Below are 24,383 nucleotides of genomic sequence, written 5' to 3'. Positions count from 1 at the left end.
GCAGCATTCACAATCTGAAATGAGCAACACGATCCACAGCGTAGCGGCCACGCAGGTCATGTCACCCTCGGTAAACCCCGCGCTGTTCCGCGCGTTTTATCTGCCGGCCGAGCGCCGCGCCGACGCCCTGGCCGACCCGCAGACCCTGGCCGTGTTCGGTTTTTCCGCCGATCCCGCGCCCTGCGACGACCCGCGCTGGCTGCGCGTGCCCCTGGCCGAACAGGGACCGGCACAGATCGAGGTCTGGCAGGGGGGTGGCGCGGTGCAGCACGGCGTGCGCGACGGCGTTCGCTGGTCGAGCACGGACGCCGTGCTGTTCGGTGCGATCGAGATCGATGAGGTCGACGGCGATATCGAAGCGGCCGCCGCGGATGCCTACGCGCGAATGAGTGGTTTTCTGAGCACCTGCGGCTTCCCGCATCTATTGCGGACCTGGAACTACCTCGACGCGGTGACCGAGGGCGAAGGCGACCAGGAGCGCTACCGGCGCTTCTGCGTGGGCCGCGTGCGTGGCCTGCGCGAACTGGACGAGGCCGCGCTGCCGGCGGCCACCTGCATCGGCCGCTTCGACGGCGTGCGCAGGCTGCAGGTGTATTGGCTGGCCGCGCGCGAAGCCGGCCTGCCGCTGGAGAACCCGCGCCAGGTCAGCGCGTTCCGCTACCCGCGCCAGTACGGGCCGCAGTCGCCGAGTTTCTCGCGCGCGCTGCTGCCGCCGCCGGCCACCGGCCTGCCGCTGCTGCAGTCGGGTACGGCGGCGATCGTTGGCCATGTCTCGCAGCACACCGGATCGGTGGGCGAGCAGCTGGAAGAAACGTTGACCAACCTGCAGAGCCTGGTCGATGCCGCGCGCCTTCAGCGTCCGGCACTGCCAGCGCAGCTGGGCGCCGGTTCGCTGCTGAAGGTCTATGTGCGCCGTGCCGGGGACATGCCGGCGATTGCCGCGCGGATGGCCGAACTTCCCGGCTCACCGGCCTTCGTGGTGCTGCACGCCGAGGTGTGCCGGGCCGAGTTGCTGGTCGAGATCGAAGGCCTTCACGGGTAGAGCGGGGCTCTGCCCCGCTGCCAGACCCTCAGTGGTAGCCCGCGTCTGCACGCACCTTGCCGCGGAACACCCGGTACGACCACGCCGTGTACCCCAGGATCACCGGCAGCAGCACCACCAGCCCCACCAGGCTGAAGCCCATCGACGAGGCCGGCGCCGCCGCCTCCCACAAGGTCATGCTCGGCGGCAGCAGGTACGGCCACATGCCCAGCACCAGCCCGATGAAACCCAGCACGAACAGCGCCAGGGTCAGCAGGAACGGCGGCAGGTCGCGGCGCGGGTGCATTGCGCTGCGCCACAGCGCGACGGCCACGGCCAACGTCAGCAACGGCACCGGCGACAGCCACCAGAAGTTGCCGTCGCTGAACCAGCGCGCCATCAGGCGCGAGTCCAGGAACGGCAGCCAGGCGCTGACCAGGCCCATGAACACGATCACCGCCACCACCAGCGGCCGGGTCAGGGTACGCGCCACCGCCTGCTCGCGGCCTTCGGTCTTCAGGATCAACCAGGTGCTGCCCAGCAGCGCATAGCCGAACACCACCGCCGCCCCGGTCAGCATCGAGAACGGGCTGAACCAGCCGAACGGCCCGCCCACGTAGTTGCCGTCCACCACCTGCAGGCCCTGCACCAGCGCGCCCAGGATCACGCCCTGCGCGAACGCCGCCAGCAGCGAGCCCAGCCCGAACGCCACGCTCCACAGCCGCCGCGAGCGGTGCGCCTTGAAGCGGAATTCGAAAGCCACCCCCCGGAACACCAGCGCTACCACCAGCAGCAGCACCGGCAGGTACAGCGCCGACAGCAGCGCCGCATAGGCCTTGGGGAAGGCGGCCATCAGCCCCGCCCCGCCCAGCACCAGCCAGGTTTCGTTGCCGTCCCAGATCGGCGCGGCGGTGTTCATCATCACATCGAGCTGCTCCTCATCCTCGGCCATCGGCGCGAGGATGCCGATGCCCAGCACGAAGCCGTCCAGCACCACGTACATCAGCACGCCAAAGCCAATCACCGCGAACCACGCCACCGGCAGCCAGGTCGTCATCTCCATGTCAGCGCTCCTCCAGCGGTTCGTCGGCGCCGGACAGCGGCCGCGCCGGGGTATGGCTGCCGTCCTCGATGGGCGGCTGCTGGTCATGCGGTTTGGGCCCGGTCCGGATGATCTTCACCAGGTACCAGATGCCCCAGCCGAACACGAACGCGTAGCCGACGATGTACACGCCCAGCGACAGTGCGGTCATCCACGCGCTCTGCGGACCCACCGCGTCGGCGGTGCGAAGCACGCCGTACACCACCCACGGCTGGCGGCCCATTTCAGTCACGAACCAGCCCGAGACCAGCGCGATGAAGCCGCTCGGCAACATCCAGTTCCAGCCGCGGACCAGCCAACGCGACTCCAGCAGGCGGCCCCGCCACCATTGGAAGGCCGAGGCCCAGGCCAGCAGCAGCATCAGCGTGCCCAGCCCGACCATGATCCGGAAGGCGTAGAACACCGGCACCACCGGCGGCCGCTCGCTGGCCGGCACCGACGTCAGCGGGTCGAAGGTGCCGTCGAGCGAATGGGTCAGGATCAGGCTGCCCAGGCGCGGAATGGCGATCTCGAAGTCGTTGCGTTCGGCCTTTTCATTGGGCACCGCGAACACCACCAGCGGCACCCCTTCGCCCTCGCCTTCCGCATGCCAGTGCGCCTCCACCGCGGCGATCTTCATCGGCTGGTGCTTGAGCGTGTTCAGGCCATGCATGTCGCCGACGAAGATCTGCACCGGCACGGTCAACGCGGCAAAGGCGACCGCCGCCAGCAGCATGGTGCGCCCGGCTTCCACATGCGTGCCTTTGCGCAGGTACCACGCGCCGACGCCGCCGATCACGAAACAGGTGGTGATGAACGAGCCCAGCGCCATGTGCGCCAAGCGGTACGGGAAGGAGGGGTTGAACACCACCTGCCACCAGTCCTGCGGCACTACGATGCCGTCGATGATGGCGTGCCCGGCCGGGGTCTGCAGCCAGCTGTTGGACGACAGGATCCAGAACGTGGAGACCAGCGTGCCCAGCGCCACCATGCAGGTGGAGAAGAAATGCAGGCGCGGCGAGACCTTGCCCCAGCCGAACATCATCACGCCCAGGAAGCTGGCTTCCAGGAAGAACGCGGTGAGCACCTCGTAGGTGAGCAGCGGCCCGATCACACTGCCGGCCACCTGGCTCAGGCGCGGCCAGTTGGTGCCGAACTGGAAGGCCATGACGATGCCGCTGACCACGCCCATGCCGAACGACACCGCGAAGATCTTCTGCCAGAAGAAATACAGCTCGCGCCAGATCGGCTTTTTCGTACGCAGCCACTGGCCCTCCACGAATGCCAGCCAGCTGGCCGTACCGATGGTGAAGGCCGGGAACAGCACATGGAAACTGATGACGAACCCGAACTGGATCCGGGACAACAACAACGCGTCCAAGCGACGCCTCCAACAGGATTTCTGGAATCCGCACCAGTCTGGGCCTGTTTCAGTGAAGAGGGCATGCGACCCGGTGACGCGCTGCTTCACTCTGTCGCAGGGTCGGCGGGGCAGCCACGCAGGGCGTGGCTCTACCGGGGGCATTACCTTTTGCCCCTTCCTCCGGCTGGCCCGGCTGCTACGCTTGTCGGGTTTTCCTTCACGGTGCTGCCCGCAATGCCCAGAACGCTGCCCTTGTCCCTGCTGCTGCTTGCCGCCCTTGGCGGTACGGCCCACGCGGCACCGACGCCGATCACCATTGAACAGGCCATGGCCGACCCGGACTGGATCGGTCCGCCGGTCGAAAGCGCGTGGTGGTCGTGGAACAGCCAGCAGGTCGAGTACCAGCTCAAGCGCACCGGCAGCCCGGTCCGCGACACCTTCCGCCAGCCGGTCACCGGCGGCGCAGCCAGCCAGGTCGCCGATGACCAGCGCGGCAGCCTGGATGTTGAAAACCCGGTGTACGACGCCGCCCGCCAGCGTGCCGCGTTCGTGCGCAACGGCGACGTGTTCCTGCGCGACCTGCGCAGCGGCGCGCTGACCCAGCTCACCCGCAGCACCGAAAAGGCCGGCGCGGTGGGCTTTGCCCGCGACGGCGGGGTGATCTGGCGGACCGGCCAGAACTGGTTCCACTGGACCGCCGCCGGCGGCGTGCAGCAGGTGGCCAGCCTCAAGGCCGAGAAGAACCCGGACGATGCTCCCAAGGCCGACGTGCTGCGAGACCAGCAGATGCGCACCCTGGCCACCCTGCGCAACGATCGCGCCCAGCGCGACGCACTGAAGGAGCAGGAAGCCAGCTGGCGCCGCGCCGACAGCACCCGCGCGCCGGGCCCGGTGTACCTGGGCGCCGAGGTGGAGATCGTCGACAGCGCGCTGTCGCCGGACACCCGCAGCCTGATCGTGGTGACCAAGCCGAAGGGCTTCGATGAAGGCCGCGGCGGCAAGATGCCCAAGTACGTGACCGAGTCGGGCTACGAGGAATTCGAAGACACCCGCACCCGCGTCGGCCGCAATGATCCGGAACCGAACGCGCTGTGGCTGGTCGACGCGGTCACCGGCACGGTCAAGCCGCTGTCGCTGGACGGCCTGCCGGGCATCGGCACCGACCCGCTGGCGGCGCTGCGCAAGGCTGCCGGCAAGGACGCGCTGAAGGGCAACCGCCCGGTGCAGGTCCTGGGCGGCCCCGGCGCGCCCGGCATCCGCTGGAGCAACGACGGCCAGCAGGCCGCGATCCTGCTGCGCGCCAACGACAACAAGGACCGCTGGATCGCCAGCGTGAGCCCGGCCGAGGCGAAGCTGCAGACCCGCCACCGCCTCACCGACAACGCCTGGATCAACTGGGGCTTCAACGACTTCGGCTGGTCCAGCGACAACCGCACCCTGTGGCTGCTGTCCGAAGAGTCCGGTCACTCGCACCTGTATACCCAGCAGGGCACGGGCAAGCCGCAGGCGCTGACCAGCGGCAAGTGGGAAACCTCGATGCCGGTGCCCAGCGCCGACGGCCGTGGCTTCTACGTGCTGTGCAACCAGCAGGCCCCGGGCGACTACGAGGTATGCGCGGTGGACACCGCCTCGCGCCAGGTGCGTGAGCTGACCTCGCTCAACGGCGTGGAAGACTTCTCGCTGTCCCCGGACGGCCAGCAGCTGCTGGTGCGCTACTCCGGCGCCTACCTGCCGGCGCAGCTGGCGGTGGTGCCCAGCGCCGGTGGCCAGGCCAAGGTGCTGACCGACACCCGCACGGCCGCCTTCAAGGCCCGCGAGTGGATCCAGCCGAAGCTGGTGCAGGTGCCGTCGAAGCACGGCGCCGGCGTGGTCTGGGCCAAGTACTACGGCCCGGAGCAGCTGGAACCCGGCAAGAAGTACCCGATCGCCATGTTCGTGCACGGCGCCGGCTACCTGCAGAACGTGCACCAGCGCTACCCGGCCTACTTCCGCGAGCAGATGTTCCACAACCTGCTGGTGCAGAAGGGCTACATCGTGCTGGACATGGATTACCGCGGCAGCGAGGGCTACGGCCGCGACTGGCGCACGGCGATCTACCGCAACATGGGCCACCCGGAACTGGAAGACTACAAGGACGGCCTGGACTGGCTGGTCGATACCCAGCAGGGTGACCGCGACCACGCCGGCATCTACGGCGGTTCCTACGGCGGCTTCATGACCTTCATGGCGCTGTTCCGCTCGCCGGGCACCTTCAAGGCCGGCGCCGCGCTGCGCCCGGTGGTCGACTGGCACCAGTACAACCACGGTTACACCGCCAACATCCTCAACACCCCGGACATCGACCCCGAGGCGTACCGGAAGTCCTCGCCGATCGAATACGCCGAAGGCCTGCAGGACCACCTGCTGATCGCGCACGGGATGATGGACGACAACGTGTTCTTCCAGGACTCGGTCAACCTGACCCAGAAGCTGATCGAGCTGCACAAGGACAACTGGAGCATCGCGCCCTACCCGCTGGAACGCCACGGCTACGTCCGTGCCGACTCCTGGCTGGACCAGTACAAGCGCATCCTCAAGCTGTTCAACGAGAACCTGAAGTGAGCCACGCCGCGGTGGCGATACGGATCGTCGCCGCGGTCATCACCGACCCCACGCAGCGGGTGCTGGTGGTGCGCAAGCATGGCTCGGCGGTGTTCATCCAGCCCGGCGGCAAGCCGGAGCCGGGCGAGGCGCCGCTGGCCGCGCTGGCGCGCGAGCTGGACGAGGAGCTGGGCGTCAGGCTGGACCCCGCCACGGCGGTGCCGTTGGGAACGTTCAGCGACTGGGCCGTGCATGAAACCGGCTGCCGGGTGCAGGCCCAGGCGTGGTGCGTCCAGGTCAGCGGCACGCCGCAGGTACGCGCCGAGATCGCCGAACTGGCCTGGGTGCCACTGCGGCCCCCACATGGGCGCCGCTTGGCACCCTTGAGCGAAGACCATATCCTGCCGGCGGCTGCGCGCGCGCTTGCGCCAGGCTGACCCTCACCGCCACCTGCCAGGACACCGGATGTCGTCGACGCTTCCCCCGCTTCTGCCTTCCGCCGCTGCCGCACGTGCGGTCCAGCCCATGGGCGATGTCGCGCCCCGCTTTCTCGCCCCGATGGCCAAGTCGATCCTGGTGATGTGCATCGTCTCGGCGGTGTGCTGGGCCGGTTGTGTCGTGCTTGCCGTGCTGCTGCACCAGTCTGCGTGGCTGCAGGAGCAGCTGCAGGGCGCGGACCTGTCCTGGGTGCCGCCGTCGCTGCGCTGGTTCGGCCGCCATGCGGTCGCCGTGAACCTGGGGCTGTTCGCCCTGTGCGTGGCCGGTGCCGTGGCCTGCTGGGGCCTGCTGCGCCGCCAGCGCTGGGCGCTGTGGAGCTTCATCGTGCTGCTGGTGTTGACCGCCCTGCTCAACTTCGTGGGCGCCTGGGTGATCGACGAGATTTTCCGCTACCTGATCGTGCACCTGCCGGGCCACATGGACCCCGCAGACGCCAACCAGGTACGCAACGACCTGCGCGTGCAACGCGTGCTTTACACCGGCATCACCGTGTTGACCGCCCTGTCCTTCGCCGCCCTGCACGCCTGGCTGGTGCTGCGCCTGCTGCGCCCGGACGTGCAACGGTGGTTTGGGCGGTAACATGCGGGCATGAACGATTTCGAGCGCGTCCGCGCCTACCTCACCGACCTGCAGGACCGCATCTGCGCGGCAGTGGAAACCGCCGACGGCCAGGCCCGCTTCGCCGAAGACCTCTGGCAGCGTGCCGAGGGCGGTGGCGGGCGCACCCGCATCCTGCGCGACGGCGCGGTGTTCGAACAGGCCGGCATCGGGTTCTCGGACGTGTCCGGCACCCGCCTGCCGCCGTCGGCCTCGGCCAACCGGCCGGAGCTGGCTGGCGCTTCGTGGCGCGCTACCGGCGTGTCGCTGGTGTTCCACCCGCTGAATCCGTACCTGCCCACCACCCACGCCAACGTGCGCTACTTCAGCGCCGAACGCGACGGCGAGCAGGTGGCGGCCTGGTTCGGCGGCGGTTTCGACCTCACCCCGTTCTACCCGTTCGACGAGGACGTGCAGCACTGGCACCAGACTGCCCACGACCTGTGCGCGCCGTTCGGCCCGGAGCGCTACGCCGCGCACAAGCGCTGGTGCGACGAGTATTTCTTCCTGCGCCACCGCAATGAAACGCGCGGCGTGGGCGGGTTGTTCTTCGACGACCTGCATGGCGACTTCGAGCGCGACTTTGCCTACCTGCGCGCGGTTGGCGACGGCTTCCTGGACGCGTACCTGCCGATCGTGGAGCGCCGCAAGGACACTGCCCATGGCGAGCGCGAACGCGAGTTCCAGCTGTACCGCCGGGGCCGCTACGTGGAATTCAACCTGGTCTACGACCGCGGCACCCTGTTCGGCCTGCAGAGCGGCGGGCGCAGCGAGAGCATCCTGATGAGCCTGCCCCCGCGCGTGCGCTGGGAATACGGCTTCCAGCCCGAGCCCGGCAGCGCCGAAGCGCGGCTGGGCGATTACCTGGTGCCGCGGGACTGGCTCGACCTGGGTTGATGCCAGCCGCTGGGGTTCCGCCCTTCTACGCCTGGTTGCGTCGGCGCAGCTGTGCCGCATGCGCGTCCTGCAGCTCGATCTTTTTCTCTGCGTAATGCTCGACCGCGTGCCGCGCCAGGGTGATGGCGGTGCATTCCTCGTCGTCGAACAAGCCGCCGCCACAGTAGACGCGGCCGGCTTCTGAGAAGTCCGCGTGTCGCTGCAGTATCCGGTCCAGGTGCGACTGGGCGGCCTCCAGCTTGCGCTGCGTGCGTTCGCGCCGCTCCAGCTGCTTCTGCAGTTGCCGCTGCTGTTTCAGCGGGTGCGGCGGGGTGGAGAACGGCCGCCAGCTACGCGCCCGGTTTTCCACCTGCAACGGCACCGCACGCGAGGGCGGCAGCCTATGCGGTGCGTCCAACACCGGCGGTACGCGCACGGCTTCGTCGTAGGACGGTGGGGCGTCATCGTGGACGCGGGTAGCGGTGGAACGTCCAGCGTAGACGGCAACCCAGGGGCGAGGCGTGGAACCGGTGGGGGATTCGAGGGGCATGGCAGGCATCTCCGTTGCGTGGGCCACCCGGGCGGCGGCCCTGATGCGGCCGATTTCAGCAGGGAAAATGCAGGAGCGCTTTCAGGTTTCGATCTGTCGTCGCTGGCGGGAATCGCCTGGTGAGGGACCGCCTGGGTCGGCCAGCGGCCGACGCTACCGGATCACGACTTCTTTTCGCGTGGCACGATGGTGATGTGGCCGTTGATTTCCAGCAGCGCCATCGAAACGTCGTCGATGTGGGTGCAGCCCTGCTGGCGCATCGCCGCATGCAGGTCCTGCAGGGTCACCAGTTCGCGCCGCAGTACCGACTCCAGCACTTTGCCGTCGCGCGCGATCAGCACCGGCTCACCCTCGACCAGCCGCTCCACGCGGCGGCTGCGGGTACTCAGCCAGCCCACCCCGTAGTTGAGCAGGATCAGCGTGGCGGCCAGCAGCAGGCCCCCGCCCAGGGAGGTGTCCTGGCCCAGCAGCGCGTTCTGCACCGCGTTGCCCAGCAGCACGATCAGCAGCACGTCGAACGGGGTGATCTGGCCCAGCGCGCGCTTGCCCGACAGCCGGACCATGCCCAGCACCACCACGTACACCACCACCGCGCGCAGGATGAATTCCCACCACGGCATGGCCAGGTCGAACAGGTCGGTCATCGGAGTTTTCACAGGAGGACGGTGACCGCAGCATATCGGTAGCGTCGGCCGTTGGCCGACCCAGGCGGTCTTACCAGATACGGAACCCCAAAATAAAAAGCCCCGCCGACCAGGGGGAGGTCAGCGGGGCCGGGGAACGGGCGCTTGGGGAGGAGCCCCCGTTCCGAGATCTGCTCCAGGGGATGGGAGAGATCCACAACAGGCGTTGCGCCTGTCGAGAGTTATAGAAGCACTCCGAACACTAACGGTTCGTGAAGGGGCCCAATTTAATGAACCTCGATCAGGGGAACATTCATGATCGAGTCAGAAACCTCTGACGAATGAACGAATTCACGTCGTTTTCGGCCTGAAACACCCTCAGTGCGCTTCGTCCCAGTTGTTGCCGATGCCGGTATCGACCACCAGCGGCACCCGCAGTTTGGCCGCTTGCGACATGCGCTCGACCACCTGCAAACGCAACTCCTCGACGAAACTGCTTTCGGTTTCGAACACCAGTTCATCGTGTACCTGCAGGATCATCCGCGCCGGTGCACCGCTGTCACGCAGCCACTGGTCCACGTCCACCATCGCGCGCTTGATGATGTCGGCGGCGGTGCCCTGCATCGGCGCGTTGATCGCAGCACGCTCGGCACCGGCGCGCAGGCCCTGGTTACGTGCATGAATGTCGTTCAGGTACAGGCGGCGGCCGAACAGGGTCTCTACATAGCCCTGGTCGCGGGCCTGCTGGCGCATCCGCTCCATGAAGTCGCGCACGCCCGGGTAGCGGCTGAAGTACAGCGCCACGTAGTCCTGCGCCTGGCCGCGGTCGATGCCCAGGTTGCGGGCCAGGCCGAAGGCGCTCATGCCGTACATCAGGCCGAAGTTGATCGCCTTGGCAGCGCGGCGCTCGTTCGGGGTCACCTCTTCCAGCGCACGCCCGAACACCTCGGCGGCGGTGGCACGGTGCACGTCGGCGCCCTGCTCGAAGGCACGCACCAGGCCCGGGTCCTCGGACAGGTGGGCCATGATCCGCAGCTCGATCTGCGAGTAGTCGCAGGCCAGCAGCTTGTGCCCCGGCGGGGCCACGAAGGCGCGACGGATGCGGCGGCCGTCCTCAGTACGGATCGGGATGTTCTGCAGGTTCGGGTCGGACGAGGACAGGCGGCCGGTGGCGGCGCCGGACTGGTGGTAGCTGGTGTGCACGCGGCCGGTGTCGGGATTCACCATCTCCGGCAGCTTGTCGGTATAGGTGCTGCGCAGCTTGGCCAGGCCCCGGTACTCCAGGATCACCCGCGGCAGCTCGTGCTGCTCGGCGATCGCTTCCAGCGCTTCTTCATTGGTGCTGGGCTGGCCCTTGGGGGTCTTCACCAGCGCGGGCAGCTTCAGCTCATCGAACAGCACCGCCTGCAGCTGCTTGGGCGAGTCCAGGCTGAAGGTGTGCCCGGCCAGCTCGGTGGCCTTCTGCTGGGCGGCCAGCATGCGCGCACCCAGGTCCTGGCTCTGGCGGCGCAGCTCGGCGCCGTCGATGTAGACGCCGTTGGCCTCGATCCGGGCAAGCACCGGCACCAGCGGCATTTCGATGCTGCGGTAGACGTTGTCCAGCGGGGCCGAGGCCAGCAGCTGCGGCTGCAGCACCCGGTGCAGGCGCAGGGTGATGTCGGCGTCTTCGGCCGCGTAGCGGCTGGCTTCCTCCAGCCCCACCTGCGAGAACGGGATCTGCTTGGCGCCCTTGCCGGCCACGTCCTCGAACTTGATCGTGGTGTAGCCCAGGTAGCGCATCGCCAGCGAATCCATGTCGTGGCGGGTGGCGGTGGAGTTGAGCACGAAGCTCTCGAGCATGGTGTCGTCGTGGTAACCCTGTACCGCCACGCCATGGCGGCGCAGCACGTGCAGGTCGTACTTGCCGTGCTGGCCCAGCTTCTTCTTGCCCGGGTTCTCCAGCATCGGGCGCAGCGCGTCCAGCACCTGCTGGCGGGGCAGCTGTGCCGGGGCGCCGGGGTAGTCATGCCCGACCGGGATGTAGGCGGCCTTGCCCGGCTCCACCGCCAGGCTGATGCCGACCAGGTTGGCGCGCATCGCGTCGAGCGCATCGGTTTCGGTGTCGAAGGCGACCAGCTCGGCCGCTTCGGCACGGGCGACCCAGGCCTGCAGCTGCTCGGTGGTCAGCACCGTCTCGTAGTCGCCGGGAGCCGACAGCGCCGGGTCGAGCGCGGCGGCCGGCTCGCTGGCGGGTGATTTCGCATAACCGGCAGCGGTGCCGCGCAGGCTGACCGGCGCGTCGCTGGCGGTGGCCGCGGCCGCAGCCGGGCCGCCGAGCTCCTTCAGCGCCTGGGTGAAGCCATAGCGCAGGTACAGCTCGCCCAGCACCGGCACGTCCGGGTCGCGCAGGGCCAGGGTCTGCGGGGTGGCGTCCAGCGCCACGTCGGTACGGATGGTGACCAGGTCGCGGTTCAGCGGCAGGCGCTCCAGCGCGGCACGCAGGTTCTCGCCGATCTTGCCCTTCATGCCGGGCGCAGCCGCCATCACCCCGTCCAGGTGCTGGTATTCGGCCAGCCACTTGGCGGCGGTCTTGGGGCCGCACTTCTCCACCCCGGGCACGTTGTCCACGGCGTCGCCCATCAGCGCCAGCAGGTCGACGATCTGGTCGGCGCGCACGCCGAACTTCTCCATCACCGCCTCGTCCGAATCCATGCGGCTGCCGGTCATGGTGTTGACCAGTTCGATGCCCGGACGCACCAGCTGGGCAAAGTCCTTGTCGCCGGTGGAGATGGTGACGGTCATGCCGTCACGATGTCCCTGCAGGGCCAGGGTGCCGATCACATCGTCGGCTTCCACGCCGGGGATGCGCAGGATGGTCAGGCCGAGCGCCCCGACGATCTGGCACATCGGTTCGATCTGCGGGCGCAGGTCGTCCGGCATCGGCGGGCGGTTGGCCTTGTAGTCGGCGTACAGGTCGTCACGGAAGGTCTTGCCGGGTGCGTCGACCACGAAGGCCACGTACTCCGGGCGCTCCTTCAGGGTGGCGCGCAGCATGTTGACCACGCCGAACAGCGCACCGGTGGGTTCACCGGCCGCGTTGGTCAGCGGCGGAAGCGCGTGGAACGCGCGATACAGGTAACTGGACCCGTCAATCAGGACTAATCGGCTCATGCGACGATTCTACGCGCCCCGCGCTGACCGATCGCGGCACCGGCATCACGGGGCATGGGGCATAATCACGGCTCCCCCGCCCCAGGAACCCCGGTCCATGAAGACACTGATGCTGGCAGGTCTGCTTGTGTTGGCTGGTTGTGCGACCACCGGCGGTGCCGGCGTTCCTCCGGTTGACGTGACCGGGGCCGACATTGCCAAGCGCACCATGGACAACGGCGACACCATCGAGGAGTACCGGGTGGGCGGCCAGCTCCGCATGGTCAAGGTCACGCCCTCGCGCGGGGCCCCGTATTACATGTACGAAGGCAACCGGACCGGCGGCGTCGACCGCAGCAAGGACGGAACCGCGCCGGTGTACTGGAAGCTTTACAGCTGGTGAGCAGGGGCCGTGCCCGGCCTGCCCGCCGCACTGGAATGCGGCTTGCAGGTAACTCGTTTCCCGAAGTGCATTGCAGTGCCCGATGACCACGCCTGAACGCCGCAAGACCATCGACCCCGCCGCGCTGCGCGAGGGGCTCAGTGCCGAGCAGCGGCAGACGGTGGACACGCTGGAGCAGTTCGGCTGGCAGCTGCGCTTCGTGCGCCGCCCGATCTTCCGCGACGCGGTGCCGGTGCTGTACGACCGCGCCGGGCAGAAGTACGTCGTGGTGCAGGCCGATGGCACGCTGGATGAATCGCAGACGCTGAAGATCCGGCCGTAAGGCAGTGCCGGGCAGAGCCTGCCACTACGTCAGCGAATCACCAATACGGGCACCGTACTGCGGGCAAGCACCTCTGCGGTCTGGCTGCCGAGCAGCACCCGGGTCACGCCCCGGCGGCCGTGCGAGGTCATCACGATCAGGTCGCTGTTGCGCTCGGTGGCGGTGTCGATGATGCCGTCGGCGGCGTAGCGGTCCAGCACGTGCAGGGTGGTAGAACGCAGCCCCTGCGCTTCGCACGCAGCCTTGGCCGGCGCCAGGATCTTCGACGCGGTCTCTTCGCGGTCTGCCTTGTACTCGGGGCTGTTCATATAGCCCACGCTCCAGCCCATGGCGTCGTACATGCCGACCGCCCAGGGCTCGGAGACGGTGACGATGTCGACCTCCGCATCGAGGTCGCGGGCCAGCTCCAGGCCCTTCAACAGCCCCTTTTCCGACAGCTCCGAACCGTCGGTGGCAATCAGGATCCGCTTGTACATGGCACGCTCCTCGGCAGTTGCGATGGGACCACCATTGCACACCTTGCGTGCAGGCGATGCCTTGAGCGTGATCAATCGGACCGGGACAGGGTGGCGTGGACCTGCTCGAGGACGGCGTGACCGGGCGCCGCCGCGATCGGTCCCAGTGCGGCAGTGAGCGCATCGGCGATCGATTTCCGGACGCCGTTGGCACGCTCCGGATCGGCCTTGATCCAGTCGCGGACCTGGGCCGGATCGAATCGCGCCACCAGCGCATTGCGCCGTTCAGCCAGCCGTTGCGCCATCGCCTTGGGGGTCGGCCATCCAGCGGTCTCCACTGGCCAGTGGCGTTCGATCACCCGCGTAATCGCGGCATGCGGCAGGAGGGCCAGCCGGTAGCCCATCTCAGCCAAGGTGTCGGCCACGGCGGGATAAGGCGCCACCGGCGGGCAGAAGGTGGCGGCAATGCTCTCCGACTGGACGCCGTAGGGCCAGGTCAGAAGGTCGTGCAGGGCCCCAGGGTCGGGGCCGAATGCATCGAATTCGGCGACGTTCGCAACAGATGCGCGCGGAATGGGGAACAGGCAAGGCGGCCGCTGTACCACCGCCACTGTGCGGCTGTCGGCTTTGGTCAGCATGGCCCCCGACTCCGGGTGGCGGAAACCGAGCGGACCGCTCGAGCCGAAGTCCAGTGACATGCCGACCCACGCGCCTTCGCGCACGGTGTAGCCGAAGTTCTCGAGCCGGTAGTTGAGCTGGTCCCAGTTGCCCAGCCAGCGTGAGACCACGTAGTGGCGCAGCTGTTCGCAGCGCAGCGGCACCGGCAGCATGCGGTTCATCGCCTCCAGCGCGTCGAAGCGGGCCTGGTCGGTGGCCGCGTGCCGGCGCGCGTTGGCGCCAGTCAGGGCCCACCATTCGACCCCCGCCCCGCGCAGCAGGGCGGCGTTGTCGGCCAGGGCCTTGGCATGCCACGTACGCAATGCGTCGTAGCAGCGGCGTGCGTCGGGATCGCCCGCCGCCGCCGCATCGGCCGCCGCATCGCCGAGCAGGAAGTCGCCCAGATCCTGGAACGCGGGGTCGTAGCGGGTGCCCACGTGCTGCCCCGTGCGCTCCAGGCCCTCCGCCGCCGACACCAGCGCGTGGTCGGGCGCGAGCAACCCGGTCAGCTGGAACAGCGTGCCCAAGGTGACTTCGATGGCGCTGCTGGCGGTGTCGGCGGTGGCCTTGACCCGCCAGCGCGCGTGGTCGCGCGTCACGATCACGGCGGGCTGGCTGCCCGCGCCCTGCCAGGGAGTGGCCGGGCAGCGCGCCAGGTCGAGCGGGCGCGGGCCGATTGCTTCGACGTTGCTGACCTGTTTGAGCGGCAGCCGCGGCGGCAACCCGCGGAGGCGTACCGCGCCGCTTGGCGCATCAGCCGCAGGCGGCAGCGGCCCTACGCCGCTGGCGGTGGTGGGAATCAAGGGTCGCCCCCGTCATGAACAGGGCACGGACACTAACAGCGTCTGCCGCCGTCTACGGTTCGGAGTGCTTGCAAAGTGCGGGTGCTTACTGCGCGGTGAGGGTCTGCCGACGCGTCGGGCGGCTGCGGGCGGCCAGCAAAACGACAACCACCACGCTCGCGGCGGTCAGCCAGAAGGCCCAGCCACCCAGCATCAGGTCCTGGGTTCCCCCCGGCGGCGCGCAGCGCAGCTGCAGCAGGTCCAGATGGCCGCCGCTATCCAGGCATGCGGCCACCTGGTCGAACAGGGGCAGCACCGGTGCCGCCCAGCCCGCCGACAGCGTCAGCGCGACCAGTGCCGCCATCAGGTACGGGATTCCCTTGTTCATGTGCGCGCTCCCAGCAGACAGCGCCAGACTCTGGGCGCGTCGCCGGGGCGCTACAAGGAGCACGCGACGAACCGCGTGAAATCCGGGATGAGTCGCGTTACCGCAGGGGCGAAGCTGGCGGGCGGGAGCGGGCAAGTCCCCGTCCCGCGCCGGATCAGGCGACCTGCGCGATGCGCGCGCCCTGGCACAGCGGATAGGTCGCCACCAGCTCGGCGATGCGCTCGCGCATCGTTTCGAACGAAGCGCCATACAGGTACAGCGCGGTTTCGCTGGGGCCCTGCCACCAGCTGCAGACTTCGCCGTGGCCGTCGATGCGTTCCACGATCTGGTCGAACACGTAGTTCGAGTCGCACTGTTCGTAGACCTCGTCCGGCAGGTCGGTGCCGTTGAGGTACAGCGCCAGGCCTTCGGTGCTGCCGAACGCCAGATCCGGTTCGCCTTCGCGCTGGATCAGCGAGCCCTTGGGCGCACCGAGCTGTTCGAGCGCTTCGATCAGGTTGGGCAGTGAAGCGCCGTCATGCAGCAGGATCTCGAGATCGCCGTACTCGACTTCGCCGTCTTCGGTGATCGCGGTGCCACCGCCCATGATCTCGCCGATGCCGGCGCCTTCCAGCATCGCATCGAGCGGATCCTCGAAGAGCTGAAGGCGATGCTCGGGCTGCAGGCGGGCATTCAATTTGACGTTGAGGGAGAGCGGCGTGCTGGACATGGGAAAATCCATAAGGAATCAGGGATGCGTCATTGTAGATGCGGGGGCACTTTGCGCTTGAGAAGCTCGACCAGCGCCGGGTCCATGAAATCGTAGTCGTCCGGTATGTCCAGGCAGATCACCCGCTTGCCGTTCAACCACTGCCGGTAGCGGCTGGACAGACGCGTGCGGTGTGCACGCTCCATCACGAAGATCAGGTCGGCCCACGCCAGCAGTTCCTGGCTGACCGGCACGTCGGCGTCGGCCAGCACCCCGGCCGAAGCGGTTTCCACGCCCGGCCAGTCGGCGAACACCTGCTCGGCCGTGGGGCTCCGCAGGCGGTTCTGGCTGCAGATGAACAATACGTTGCGCGTCATCCGTGACATGCCGTAGTCAGATCACCGTGAGGTTGGCGTATGCCATCACCAGCCACTTGCTGCCGGCCTCGGCGAACTCCACCTGCACGCGCGCGTGCGCGCCGTTGCCTTCGTAGTCGGTGACCATGCCTTCGCCGAAGCGGGCGTGGGTGACCAGCGCACCGAGCTTGAGCGGCGGCGCTTCCAGCGCGGCGTGGCCGGCCGGGCGGCTGGCGCCCAGCGAGGCACTGCGCGAGACCTGCACCTTGGGGCGCACTTCGTTGAGCAGCTCACGCGGAATCTCACGCAGGAAGCGCGAGGGCACGTTGTAGTTTTCCTGCCCGTGGATGCGGCGCGACTCGGCGTAGCTCAACACCAGCTTCTGGCGTGCGCGGGTGATGCCCACGTAGGCCAGGCGACGTTCTTCTTCGAGCCGACCGCTTTCTTCCAGCGAACGCGCGCTCGGGAACAGCCCGTCTTCCATGCCGGCCAGGAACACCAGCGGGAACTCCAGCCCTTTGGCCGAGTGCAGGGTCATCAGCTGCACGCCCTCCTCGCCCGCCTGGGCCTGGCCTTCGCCGGCCTCCAGCGAGGCGTAGGACAGGAACGCGACCAGTTCGCTCATGGTCTCGCCGGTCTCCTCGATGTCGTCCTCGCGCCGGACGAAACGCGAGGCCACCGAGACCAGTTCGTCCAGGTTGTCCGCGCGCGATTCGGAATCCAGCGCGTTGCGGCTCTCCTTCGACCAATGCTCGCGCAGGCCCGAGCGGATCAGGACGTGGTCGATGCGTTCGGCCAGGGTCATCTCGCCAGCTTCGTGCTCCAGCTGGTTGATCAGGCTGAGGAAGCCGGCCAGCGCGTTGCGGGCGCGTGCGGCCAGTTCGTTGCCCTGGGTGGTCAGCATGGTGGCCTCCCACAGCGAGATCGCCTGGCTGCGCGCCAGCCGGCGCACTTCGTCCAGGGTGCGGTCACCAATGCCACGGGTGGGCGTGTTGACCGCACGTTCGAACGCGGCGTCGTCGTTGCGGTTGGTCATCAACCGCAGGTAGGCCAGCGCGTCCTTGATTTCGGCGCGCTCGAAGAAGCGCATGCCACCGTACACGCGGTATGGCACCTGTTCGGAGAGCAGCGCTTCTTCGAACGCACGCGACTGTGCGTTGCTGCGGTAAAGCACGGCGGCGTCGCCATAGCTGCCACCGTCGCGCACCCACTGGCGCGCGCGTTCGACCACGTAACGCGCCTCGTCCATTTCGTTGTAGGCCGCGTACAGGTCGATCGGCTCGCCGTCGCCGCTGTCGGTCCACAGTTCCTTGCCGATCCGGTCCGGGTTGTGCGCGATCACCGCGTTGGCCGCGCCGAGGATGTTGGCGCTGGACCGGTAGTTCTGTTCCAGCCGCACCGTCTGCGCGCCCGGGAAATCTTTCAGGAAGCGCTGTACGTTCTCGACCTTCGCACCGCGCCAGCCATAGATGGCCTGGTCATCGTCGCCAACCACGAACACGTGCCCGCTGTCGCCGGCCAGCACGCGCACGAAGGCGTACTGGATGGCGTTGGTGTCCTGGAATTCGTCGACCAGGATCTCGCGGAAGCGCGAGCGGTAATGGGCCAACAGCGCCGGGTTGTCGCGCAGCAGTTCGTGCGCGCGCAGCAGCAGCTCGGCGAAGTCGACCAGGCCGGCGCGGTCGCAGCGCTCCTGGTAGGCCGCGTAGGCCTGGCGCATCGTCTCGAGCCAGGCGTCGTTCGGCTCGGGCTGGATGTGCTGTGGTCGACGACCTTCGTCCTTCTGCTCGTTGATCCACCACGCGATCTGCTTGGGCGGATGCTTGCTGTCGTCGATCTCCAGCTGCTGCACCACGCGCTTGACCAGGCGCAACTGGTCGTCCGAGTCCAGTACCTGGAAGCTGTCGGGCAGCTTCGCTTCCTGATAGTGCAGGCGCAGCAGGCGGTGGGCCAGGCCATGGAAGGTGCCGATCCACGCGCCGCGGCTGCCATTGGGCAGCTGCACGTCGATGCGGTGGCGCATTTCGCCGGCCGCCTTGTTGGTGAAGGTCACCGCAAAAATGCCATGCATCGGCACGCCGCAGACTTCATTGAGCCAGGCGATGCGGTGGATCAGTACGCGGGTCTTGCCGGAGCCGGCACCGGCGAGCACCAGATGGTGGCCGGGCGGTGCGGACACGGCCTCGCGCTGGGCGGGGTTGAGCCCGTCGAGCAAGTGGGAAACATCCATGTGCCCATTTTACCCCGGCTGCCGCCGCGCAGGGGCGGGCCCGGCAACCGGTTCAGGCGCTACTGCGCATTCACCGCAGCCGCCTGCGCCTGCACCCGCAGTTCGGGGATGGCCAGGCTTTCCCACAGGGTGCCGATGCGCAGGCTGCCGATCACCTGGATGTCCGACTGCGGTTCGCCCTGCGCGGTGCGCAGGTGGCCGGTTTCATCGCTGTCCAGGCCAAGCCCGTGTGGGCCTGGACGGGCATGGCCCTCGGCCAGCAGCTGCTGCACCAGCGGGTTGCGCATGCCCAGCGCGCGGGTCTCCACGCCGGTGGCGTTGATCACCGCGCTCACCTTCAGCGGTGCCAGTCCGCCCTTCGCGCTGTGTGCGTGCAGCTGCAGGGTGTTGCCCTGCACCAGCAGCGCGTCCAGCCGGGCGCGGTGGCGCTGCAGCTGGCCGGACTGCTCCAGCGTTTCCAGCTGGGCGTGCACGCTCTCGGCGATGCGATGGCGGTGGACGTCCCAGTAGCGCACCACATGGCGCAGGAAGCGGCGCTGGTCGTCTTCGTCCATGCCCTGCCACAGCGCCTGCCCGAGCGGGCGCAACCGGTCCATCACCGCCTGCCACGGCACGCCCTGTGCTTCGGCGTCGCGCGCATGCCGGCGCAGTGCACGCAGGCGCGCGCGCAGCGGCAGCGCCAGCAGCGGCTGTGGGTCGAAGTCGACGCTGGCGCCATGCGCATGCGGCAACGGCAGCAACGCATGCCGCGACAACACGTGGATGCGGCCGCGATGGCCGGCGGCCGCCAGGGCGAGCGCGCTGTCGGCCATGCTCAGCCCGGAGCCAATGATCGCCAGGTCGTCGTCGCCGGCCAGCAGGCGCACGCCGTCGTAGTCCCAGGCATCGACAACGATGCCCTGCGGGAGGGCATCCGCTCCGGGAGCCGGCAGCGGGCGCATGCTGTTGCCGCAGGCGAGCACCACCTGGCGGGCCTGCCAGCGGTCGCCGCCGGCCAGGCGCAGTTCGCACAGCGGTTTGCCCGGGTGGAGTGCCACGACCGCGTCCTGCACGACCTGCAGCTCGGCCGGGCTTGCGACCTGGGCCTCCTCGAGGCGGTCCTGGAGGTACGCCGCGTAGTGGCGGCGCGGAACGAACGTATCGGCCAGCACTTCGCGCGGTACGCCCGGCAGCGCGTCGGCCTCCAGCAGGTAATCGAGAAAATCGCCCGGCAGTTCCGGCAGTGCGCTCATCTTCGCAGCCGGGACATTCAGCAGATGCTCGGGCCACGGCGTGGCATACGCGATGCCCTGGGCCAGTGTGGAAGCGGGTTCGAACAGTGCGATCCGTACGTACGCAGTGGCGTTGCGCAGCGCGTTCAGGGCTACCAGCGTACCGGCGGCGCCACCGCCGATGATGGCCAGGTCTGCCTGGCGCGTGGAGTCAGATGCAGTCATGCGCTGCATTGTAGGTCATGGGGGTGATGGGTCCTGTGCGCTACATCAAGGCATCGGCCAGCCGCGCGATGCCTTCGCGGCTGCGCCGCCATGCGGGACGTCGGCGCCAGGCCTCCAGGTCGAGCTGACACGACTGGCGCAGGTAGTCCGCCTCGATGTCGATCAGCTGCCGCACCAGCGATGGCGCGTAGCAGAGCATGCCGATCTCGGCATTGAGCGCGAACGAGCGGATGTCCAGGTTGATCGAGCCGACCAGCGCGATGTCGTCATCCACGGTGAGGTGCTTGGCGTGCAGGAACTGCGGTTCGTACAGCGCGATGCGCACGCCGGCGCGCAGCAGTTCGTCGTAATACGCCTCCTGCGCCCACGCAGTGAGGTGCTGGTTGTTGCTGGCCGACAGGATCAGCTGCACCTGCACGCCAGACAGCGCGGCGATGCGCAGCGCACTGAGCGTGGCTTCGTCGGGCACGAAGTATGGCGTGACCAGCACGATGCGGCGGCGCGCCAGGTGGATCAGCGCGTTCACCGCGTCGCGCGCATTGCTGAAGGGATACGCCGGGCCACTGGGCAGCAGCTGGGTCGGCACGTCGTCGGCGCAGACCGGCTCGACCATCATCACTTCCAGGCGCTGGCCGGTTTCCATGTACCAGTCGCTGGCGAACACCGCTTCCAGGTGCGCCACCGCAGGCCCGCGCACGCGCGCGACCAGTTCACGGTTGGGGAAGCCGGGCACGAACTCGGCCTGGGCCAGGTTCTGCGAGCCGATGTAGCCGACCCGGTTGTCGATCACCGCGATCTTGCGGTGGTTGCGCAGGTCCATGCGCCCGTTGCGTCGCCAGCGCAGGCCGCCGGGCAGCATCGCGCGCACGTCCACGTCCACCGCCTGCAGGCGGTGACGGTACTTGCGCAGGCCGCGCTTGGCACCCACCGCATCCAGCAGCAGGCGGCACTGTACGCCACGCGCGGCAGCACGCTGCAGGGCCTGGGCGATCAACTCGCCGACCCCGTCGTCGAACATCAGGTAGTACAACAGGTGGACGCGGTCGCGGGCCTGGTCGATGTCGTCCAGCAACGCCTGCAACGAGGCGTCGTAGTCGGTCAACAGCTCGACCGCGTTGCCGTGCACCGGCATGAAGTCACCCTGGCGCTCGACCAGCGGCACCATTTCGGCGGTGGCAGTGTCGGCCAGCGGTGTCCAGCGCAGCGGCGGCTGCAAGGCCTGTTCTTCACGGATCACCTGCGAGGCCTCGGCCTGACGCTGCACGCGCTGGCGCGACAGCCACGGGTGGCCGAACAGCAGGTACAGCGGCAGCCCCAGCAGCGGCACGAACCCGACCAGCAGCAGCCAGCTGCGCGCGGCCCCCGGCGTGGTGCGGCTGGGAATCCACAACAGCGCCGCCAGCCGGATCAGCCAGTCCAGCAGCAGCAACCAGGAACCCAGCAGCCATTCGAACAGCATCGGTTCGCCCGTGTGGGGGTGTGCCGGCATTCTGCCATGCGCGGCCGGAAACAAAAAAACCCGCCGGAAGGCGGGTTCTTTCGTTGGCATCAGGCAATCCGGTAAGGGATTACTTGATCTTGCCTTCCTTGTACGGGACGTGCTTGCGCACGACCGGATCGTACTTCGAGAATTCCATCTTCCCGGGGGTGTTCTTCTTGTTCTTGTCGGTCGTGTAGAAGTGACCGGTACCGGCGGTCGAAATCATACGGACCTTATCGCGCTTGCCTGCCATGATCGTCTACTCCTCAGACCTTTTCGCCGCGCGCACGCAGCTCAGCCAGAACGGAATCGATGCCGTTCTTGTCGATGGTGCGCAGTGCATGCGCGGAAACACGAAGCTTGACCCAGCGGTTCTCGCTGGCCACCCAGAAACGGCGCTCGTGCAGATTCGGCAGGAAACGACGACGGGTCTTGTTGTTGGCGTGCGAGACGTTGTTACCCGTCTGCACTCGCTTGCCGGAAACTTGGCATACGCGGGACATTGCGCACCTCGATGAAAGTATGTGTCAGCCCATAGCCCGGGCGACGGCGGCCTCGACGGTTTCCCGCCACACGTCATGAGAATCAAAGGGTTACGCTGACGAGGGCAGACCGGATGACGTGTTCCCGGCCACCAATCCGGACAAATCCGGACACAGCGAGCCGCGCATTATGCACGGATGGGGCCGGCGACGCAAGGGGTTATCCACAGCCCGGGACTGAACGATGGCGTGCCTGCCCCTGTACGGCCGGGCCTGGCCCATGACATCATTCCGCTACGTGCTGCTGATCGGACCCGGTAACGGGATAGTAGCGCTGCGAAGACGGGGTCCGCTCCGTTCTTTCCTCAGCCATTGGCGGGATAGGTGAAAACCGACGCGTTCCACCACCACCGAGACGTAATTCCGAGGCACCCCAGCAATGGGGTGCCTTTTTCGTTCACGGCCGGGGAATGCCCAGCTTGTTCGCGAGCACCTTCTGAACGCGGAACAATCCCTGCCCGCTGGGAAGTACCGCGCCCTGCCAGTCGCGGTTGTAGGCACTGGCAACCCAGACGTGAACTCGATTCTGCCGGTCGCGGCGCGAGATCCGCGTCCAGATGATGTCTCCATGCCCCATATCGGTACAGAAGTACTGCTCATGCGGCCAGCCCGCGATGGTGCGGACGTGTCGCCGCACGGAGGCGTTGAAGAATGCGCCCCGCATGTAGTCTGCCACCGCGTGGCTCAGCTGGTATCGCGCGATGCAGAAATAGCGTTGCTCAGTGCGGTGGGGGAAGCGTGGCCCTTTGCCTTTCTGGTCGGTGAAGACATGGAAGCTGAAGCTCACATCGACATCGACCATGACCCCATGCACGCACACCCGGACTGAGAACGGATCAAGGTGCGTGAGGTCGTAAGCACGTGCGCCTGCGCGGAATATTCCGTACGACAATTTCTACTGCCTTCGGCTGGATCTTGGGAGATGCCAGTGAGCCTATTCGTCGGCCAGTATCCGCAGGCATGATGCGCTTATCAGTTCTCGCAATCGACACGGCGGGATTGGCCCGTTCTACACGCGACATGCAGTACGGCTCGCGGATACTGATGCTTCCCCATCAGCGGAGCTGTCCATGCGGCTGCTTGCAGTGACCTATGGAACCGAAGGCGATACCCGGCCGCTGGTGATGCTGTGCCATGGGCTGCAGGCGGCGGGACATGAGGTGATGCTGCTCGCGGAGGGCGGAACGCTGGGTACGGCGGAGGCGTTGGGCGTGCCGCATGCGGCGCTGCAGGGCGACATCCATGATGAGGTGGTGGCGCTGGTGGCGCGGGGCAACAATCTGGCGGCGGCATCGCGCGGGCTGGCGCGGATGGCGCAGCGGCACGTGCCGGCGTGGATGCGGCAGGCCGATGCAGCGGCGGCCGGTTGCGATGTGGTGCTGACCGGTGGGCTGGCGGCGTTCGTGGGCATGAGCGTAGCGGAGCGCCATGGGGTGCCGGCCATTGGTACCGGCATGATTCCGCTGACGCCCACCGGTGACTTCCCCTCGCCGTTCCTGCCGCGGGTGTCGCTGCCCGGCCCGTTCAACCGGTTGAGCTACAGCCTGGTCAACCACGCGGTATGGCGTACCTTCCGCACGCCGATCAATGCGGCGCGGAAGGCAATTGGCATGCCCGCGCGACGCTCGCTCTGGCACGATCTGCCAATGCTGTACGGTATCTCGCCCAGCCTGATGCCACCACCTGCGGACTGGCCAGCGGATCACCACGTGTGCGGGCAGTGGCGCGCGCCGGATGTGGACTGGCAACCTGAGCCTGCTCTGCAGGCGTTCCTGGACGCAGGCCCTGCTCCTGTCTATGTGGGGTTTGGCAGCATGACGGGCTTCGACCGAAGCGTGATGCCGTCACTGCTGCAGGCGTTGGCGCCGCGACGTGTGTTGTTGTTCCCCGGCTGGGCGGGCGTGCCGGAAGGTCCGTTGCCTCCGAACGTGTTCGTGGTCGGCCCTACACCGCATGAGGGCCTGTTCCCGCGCTGCGCGATGGTGATTCACCACGGTGGCAGCGGCACCACGCACTCTGCATGTCGCGCGGGCGTGCCGTCGCTGGTCATGCCGTTCGCCGCAGACCAGTTTTTCTGGGCAGCGCGGTTGCAGGCCCTGGGCGTGGCACCTGCGCCGCTTTCGCAGAAGCGGTTGGATCACGACACGCTGGTGAGAGCGATAGCATTTGCCGAGTCCCCTGACGTCCGTGCCCGTGCAGCATCGCTGGGACAGGCAATGTCGAGCGAGCACGGCGTCCATACTGCAGTGACGTTGATCGAAAACATGCTGAAGCGATCGTTTTGAAAAAGCCGCCGTGAGGCGGCTTTTTCATGAGCGGTCGTTTT

24 protein-coding genes are annotated in these 24,383 nt (G+C 67.8%); 8 read left to right on the top strand and 16 right to left on the bottom strand.

Annotated elements, in window-relative coordinates; genetic code table 11:
- Positions 1-19: 19 nt before the first annotated feature.
- Positions 20-1,042 carry a pteridine-dependent deoxygenase gene (locus RYM47_RS00365; protein ID WP_315385305.1) on the top strand — a complete coding sequence of 341 codons (1,023 nt, stop codon included), beginning with the start codon at positions 20-22 and terminating at the stop codon, positions 1,040-1,042.
- Positions 1,043-1,070: 28 nt separating this feature from the next.
- Here the strand turns inward: RYM47_RS00365 and cydB are convergent, their stop codons facing one another.
- Together cydB and RYM47_RS00355 are read right to left on the bottom strand one after the other, a co-directional pair.
- Entirely contained in the window at positions 1,071-2,084 is a 1,014-nt protein-coding gene (cydB, locus tag RYM47_RS00360; RefSeq protein WP_315385303.1) for a cytochrome d ubiquinol oxidase subunit II, read from the bottom strand.
- A 1-nt stretch (position 2,085) separates the two neighbouring features.
- Complete coding sequence (locus RYM47_RS00355) at positions 2,086-3,483, bottom strand: cytochrome ubiquinol oxidase subunit I (protein ID WP_315385302.1); 1,398 nt, start codon at positions 3,481-3,483, stop codon at positions 2,086-2,088.
- Between the two features lie 216 nt (positions 3,484-3,699).
- Here RYM47_RS00355 and RYM47_RS00350 point away from each other — a divergent pair, with 216 nt between their 5' ends.
- The 4 genes from RYM47_RS00350 to hemF all read left to right on the top strand — a co-directional run bounded on the left by RYM47_RS00350 (position 3,700) and on the right by hemF (position 8,037).
- A complete protein-coding gene (locus RYM47_RS00350; protein WP_315385300.1) occupies positions 3,700-6,066 on the top strand; it encodes a S9 family peptidase in 2,367 nt (788 codons plus the stop codon).
- The gene (locus tag RYM47_RS00345; RefSeq protein WP_315385299.1) at positions 6,063-6,482 is read left to right on the top strand and encodes an NUDIX domain-containing protein; all 420 of its coding nucleotides are present in this window, start codon (positions 6,063-6,065) and stop codon (positions 6,480-6,482) included. Before RYM47_RS00350 ends, RYM47_RS00345 begins: the two co-directional genes overlap by 4 nt.
- 121 nt (positions 6,483-6,603) lie before the next feature.
- Positions 6,604-7,122: a hypothetical protein gene (locus tag RYM47_RS00340; RefSeq protein WP_315385297.1), complete on the top strand. Its 519-nt coding sequence runs from the start codon at positions 6,604-6,606 to the stop codon at positions 7,120-7,122.
- A gap of 9 nt (positions 7,123-7,131) precedes the next feature.
- A complete protein-coding gene (gene hemF, locus RYM47_RS00335; protein ID WP_315385296.1) occupies positions 7,132-8,037 on the top strand; it encodes an oxygen-dependent coproporphyrinogen oxidase in 906 nt (301 codons plus the stop codon).
- Between the two features lie 25 nt (positions 8,038-8,062).
- On the opposite strand, the gene RYM47_RS00330 is transcribed toward hemF, so the two are convergent.
- From RYM47_RS00330 to polA, 3 genes are all read right to left on the bottom strand, one after another.
- Entirely contained in the window at positions 8,063-8,566 is a 504-nt protein-coding gene (locus tag RYM47_RS00330) for a hypothetical protein (protein ID WP_315385295.1), read from the bottom strand.
- Positions 8,567-8,727: 161 nt separating this feature from the next.
- On the bottom strand, positions 8,728-9,210 hold the full coding sequence (locus tag RYM47_RS00325; RefSeq protein ID WP_315385293.1) for a YetF domain-containing protein: 483 nt from the start codon (positions 9,208-9,210) through the stop codon (positions 8,728-8,730).
- A gap of 357 nt (positions 9,211-9,567) precedes the next feature.
- Entirely contained in the window at positions 9,568-12,339 is a 2,772-nt protein-coding gene (gene polA / locus RYM47_RS00320; RefSeq protein WP_315385291.1) for a DNA polymerase I, read from the bottom strand.
- A gap of 97 nt (positions 12,340-12,436) precedes the next feature.
- On the opposite strand from polA, the gene RYM47_RS00315 reads away from it, so the two are divergent.
- Positions 12,437-12,721, top strand: coding sequence for a DUF2782 domain-containing protein (locus RYM47_RS00315; RefSeq protein ID WP_315385290.1), 285 nt, complete (start codon positions 12,437-12,439; stop codon positions 12,719-12,721).
- Between the two features lie 82 nt (positions 12,722-12,803).
- On the top strand, positions 12,804-13,043 hold the full coding sequence (locus RYM47_RS00310; RefSeq protein ID WP_315385288.1) for a hypothetical protein: 240 nt from the start codon (positions 12,804-12,806) through the stop codon (positions 13,041-13,043).
- Between the two features lie 29 nt (positions 13,044-13,072).
- Here the strand turns inward: RYM47_RS00310 and RYM47_RS00305 are convergent, their stop codons facing one another.
- From RYM47_RS00305 to RYM47_RS00255, 11 genes are all read right to left on the bottom strand, one after another.
- On the bottom strand, positions 13,073-13,519 hold the full coding sequence (locus RYM47_RS00305) for a universal stress protein (RefSeq protein WP_070207184.1): 447 nt from the start codon (positions 13,517-13,519) through the stop codon (positions 13,073-13,075).
- 71 nt (positions 13,520-13,590) lie between these two features.
- Positions 13,591-14,958, bottom strand: coding sequence for a hypothetical protein (locus RYM47_RS00300; RefSeq protein ID WP_315385286.1), 1,368 nt, complete (start codon positions 14,956-14,958; stop codon positions 13,591-13,593).
- An 85-nt stretch (positions 14,959-15,043) separates the two neighbouring features.
- Positions 15,044-15,325, bottom strand: a complete 282-nt coding sequence (locus tag RYM47_RS00295) for a hypothetical protein (RefSeq protein ID WP_315385285.1) — start codon at positions 15,323-15,325, stop codon at positions 15,044-15,046.
- A gap of 154 nt (positions 15,326-15,479) precedes the next feature.
- Positions 15,480-16,034 (bottom strand): hypothetical protein, encoded by a 555-nt coding sequence (locus RYM47_RS00290; RefSeq protein WP_315385284.1) that lies wholly within the window; start codon positions 16,032-16,034, stop codon positions 15,480-15,482.
- 29 nt (positions 16,035-16,063) lie between these two features.
- A complete protein-coding gene (locus RYM47_RS00285; RefSeq protein WP_315385587.1) occupies positions 16,064-16,390 on the bottom strand; it encodes a low molecular weight protein tyrosine phosphatase family protein in 327 nt (108 codons plus the stop codon).
- A 16-nt stretch (positions 16,391-16,406) separates the two neighbouring features.
- Positions 16,407-18,599 (bottom strand): DNA helicase II, encoded by a 2,193-nt coding sequence (gene uvrD / locus RYM47_RS00280; protein WP_315385283.1) that lies wholly within the window; start codon positions 18,597-18,599, stop codon positions 16,407-16,409.
- Between the two features lie 59 nt (positions 18,600-18,658).
- Complete coding sequence (locus RYM47_RS00275) at positions 18,659-20,035, bottom strand: FAD/NAD(P)-binding protein (protein ID WP_315385281.1); 1,377 nt, start codon at positions 20,033-20,035, stop codon at positions 18,659-18,661.
- Between the two features lie 40 nt (positions 20,036-20,075).
- Positions 20,076-21,494, bottom strand: a complete 1,419-nt coding sequence (gene cls / locus RYM47_RS00270) for a cardiolipin synthase (protein ID WP_315385585.1) — start codon at positions 21,492-21,494, stop codon at positions 20,076-20,078.
- A gap of 109 nt (positions 21,495-21,603) precedes the next feature.
- Positions 21,604-21,771: a 50S ribosomal protein L33 gene (gene rpmG / locus RYM47_RS00265; RefSeq protein WP_170272460.1), complete on the bottom strand. Its 168-nt coding sequence runs from the start codon at positions 21,769-21,771 to the stop codon at positions 21,604-21,606.
- A gap of 10 nt (positions 21,772-21,781) precedes the next feature.
- Entirely contained in the window at positions 21,782-22,018 is a 237-nt protein-coding gene (gene rpmB / locus RYM47_RS00260; RefSeq protein WP_005411638.1) for a 50S ribosomal protein L28, read from the bottom strand.
- Positions 22,019-22,454: 436 nt separating this feature from the next.
- Positions 22,455-22,859, bottom strand: a complete 405-nt coding sequence (locus RYM47_RS00255) for a hypothetical protein (protein ID WP_315385279.1) — start codon at positions 22,857-22,859, stop codon at positions 22,455-22,457.
- Positions 22,860-23,127: 268 nt separating this feature from the next.
- Here RYM47_RS00255 and RYM47_RS00250 point away from each other — a divergent pair, with 268 nt between their 5' ends.
- Positions 23,128-24,342, top strand: a complete 1,215-nt coding sequence (locus tag RYM47_RS00250) for a glycosyltransferase (RefSeq protein WP_315385278.1) — start codon at positions 23,128-23,130, stop codon at positions 24,340-24,342.
- Positions 24,343-24,383: the final 41 nt, after the last annotated feature.

Origin of the sequence: uncultured Stenotrophomonas sp. (assembly GCF_963519125.1) — a bacterium.
GTDB lineage: Bacteria > Pseudomonadota > Gammaproteobacteria > Xanthomonadales > Xanthomonadaceae > Stenotrophomonas.
Note: the sequence above shows the minus strand (reverse complement) of the source record. Positions and strands in the feature narration are given on the sequence as shown.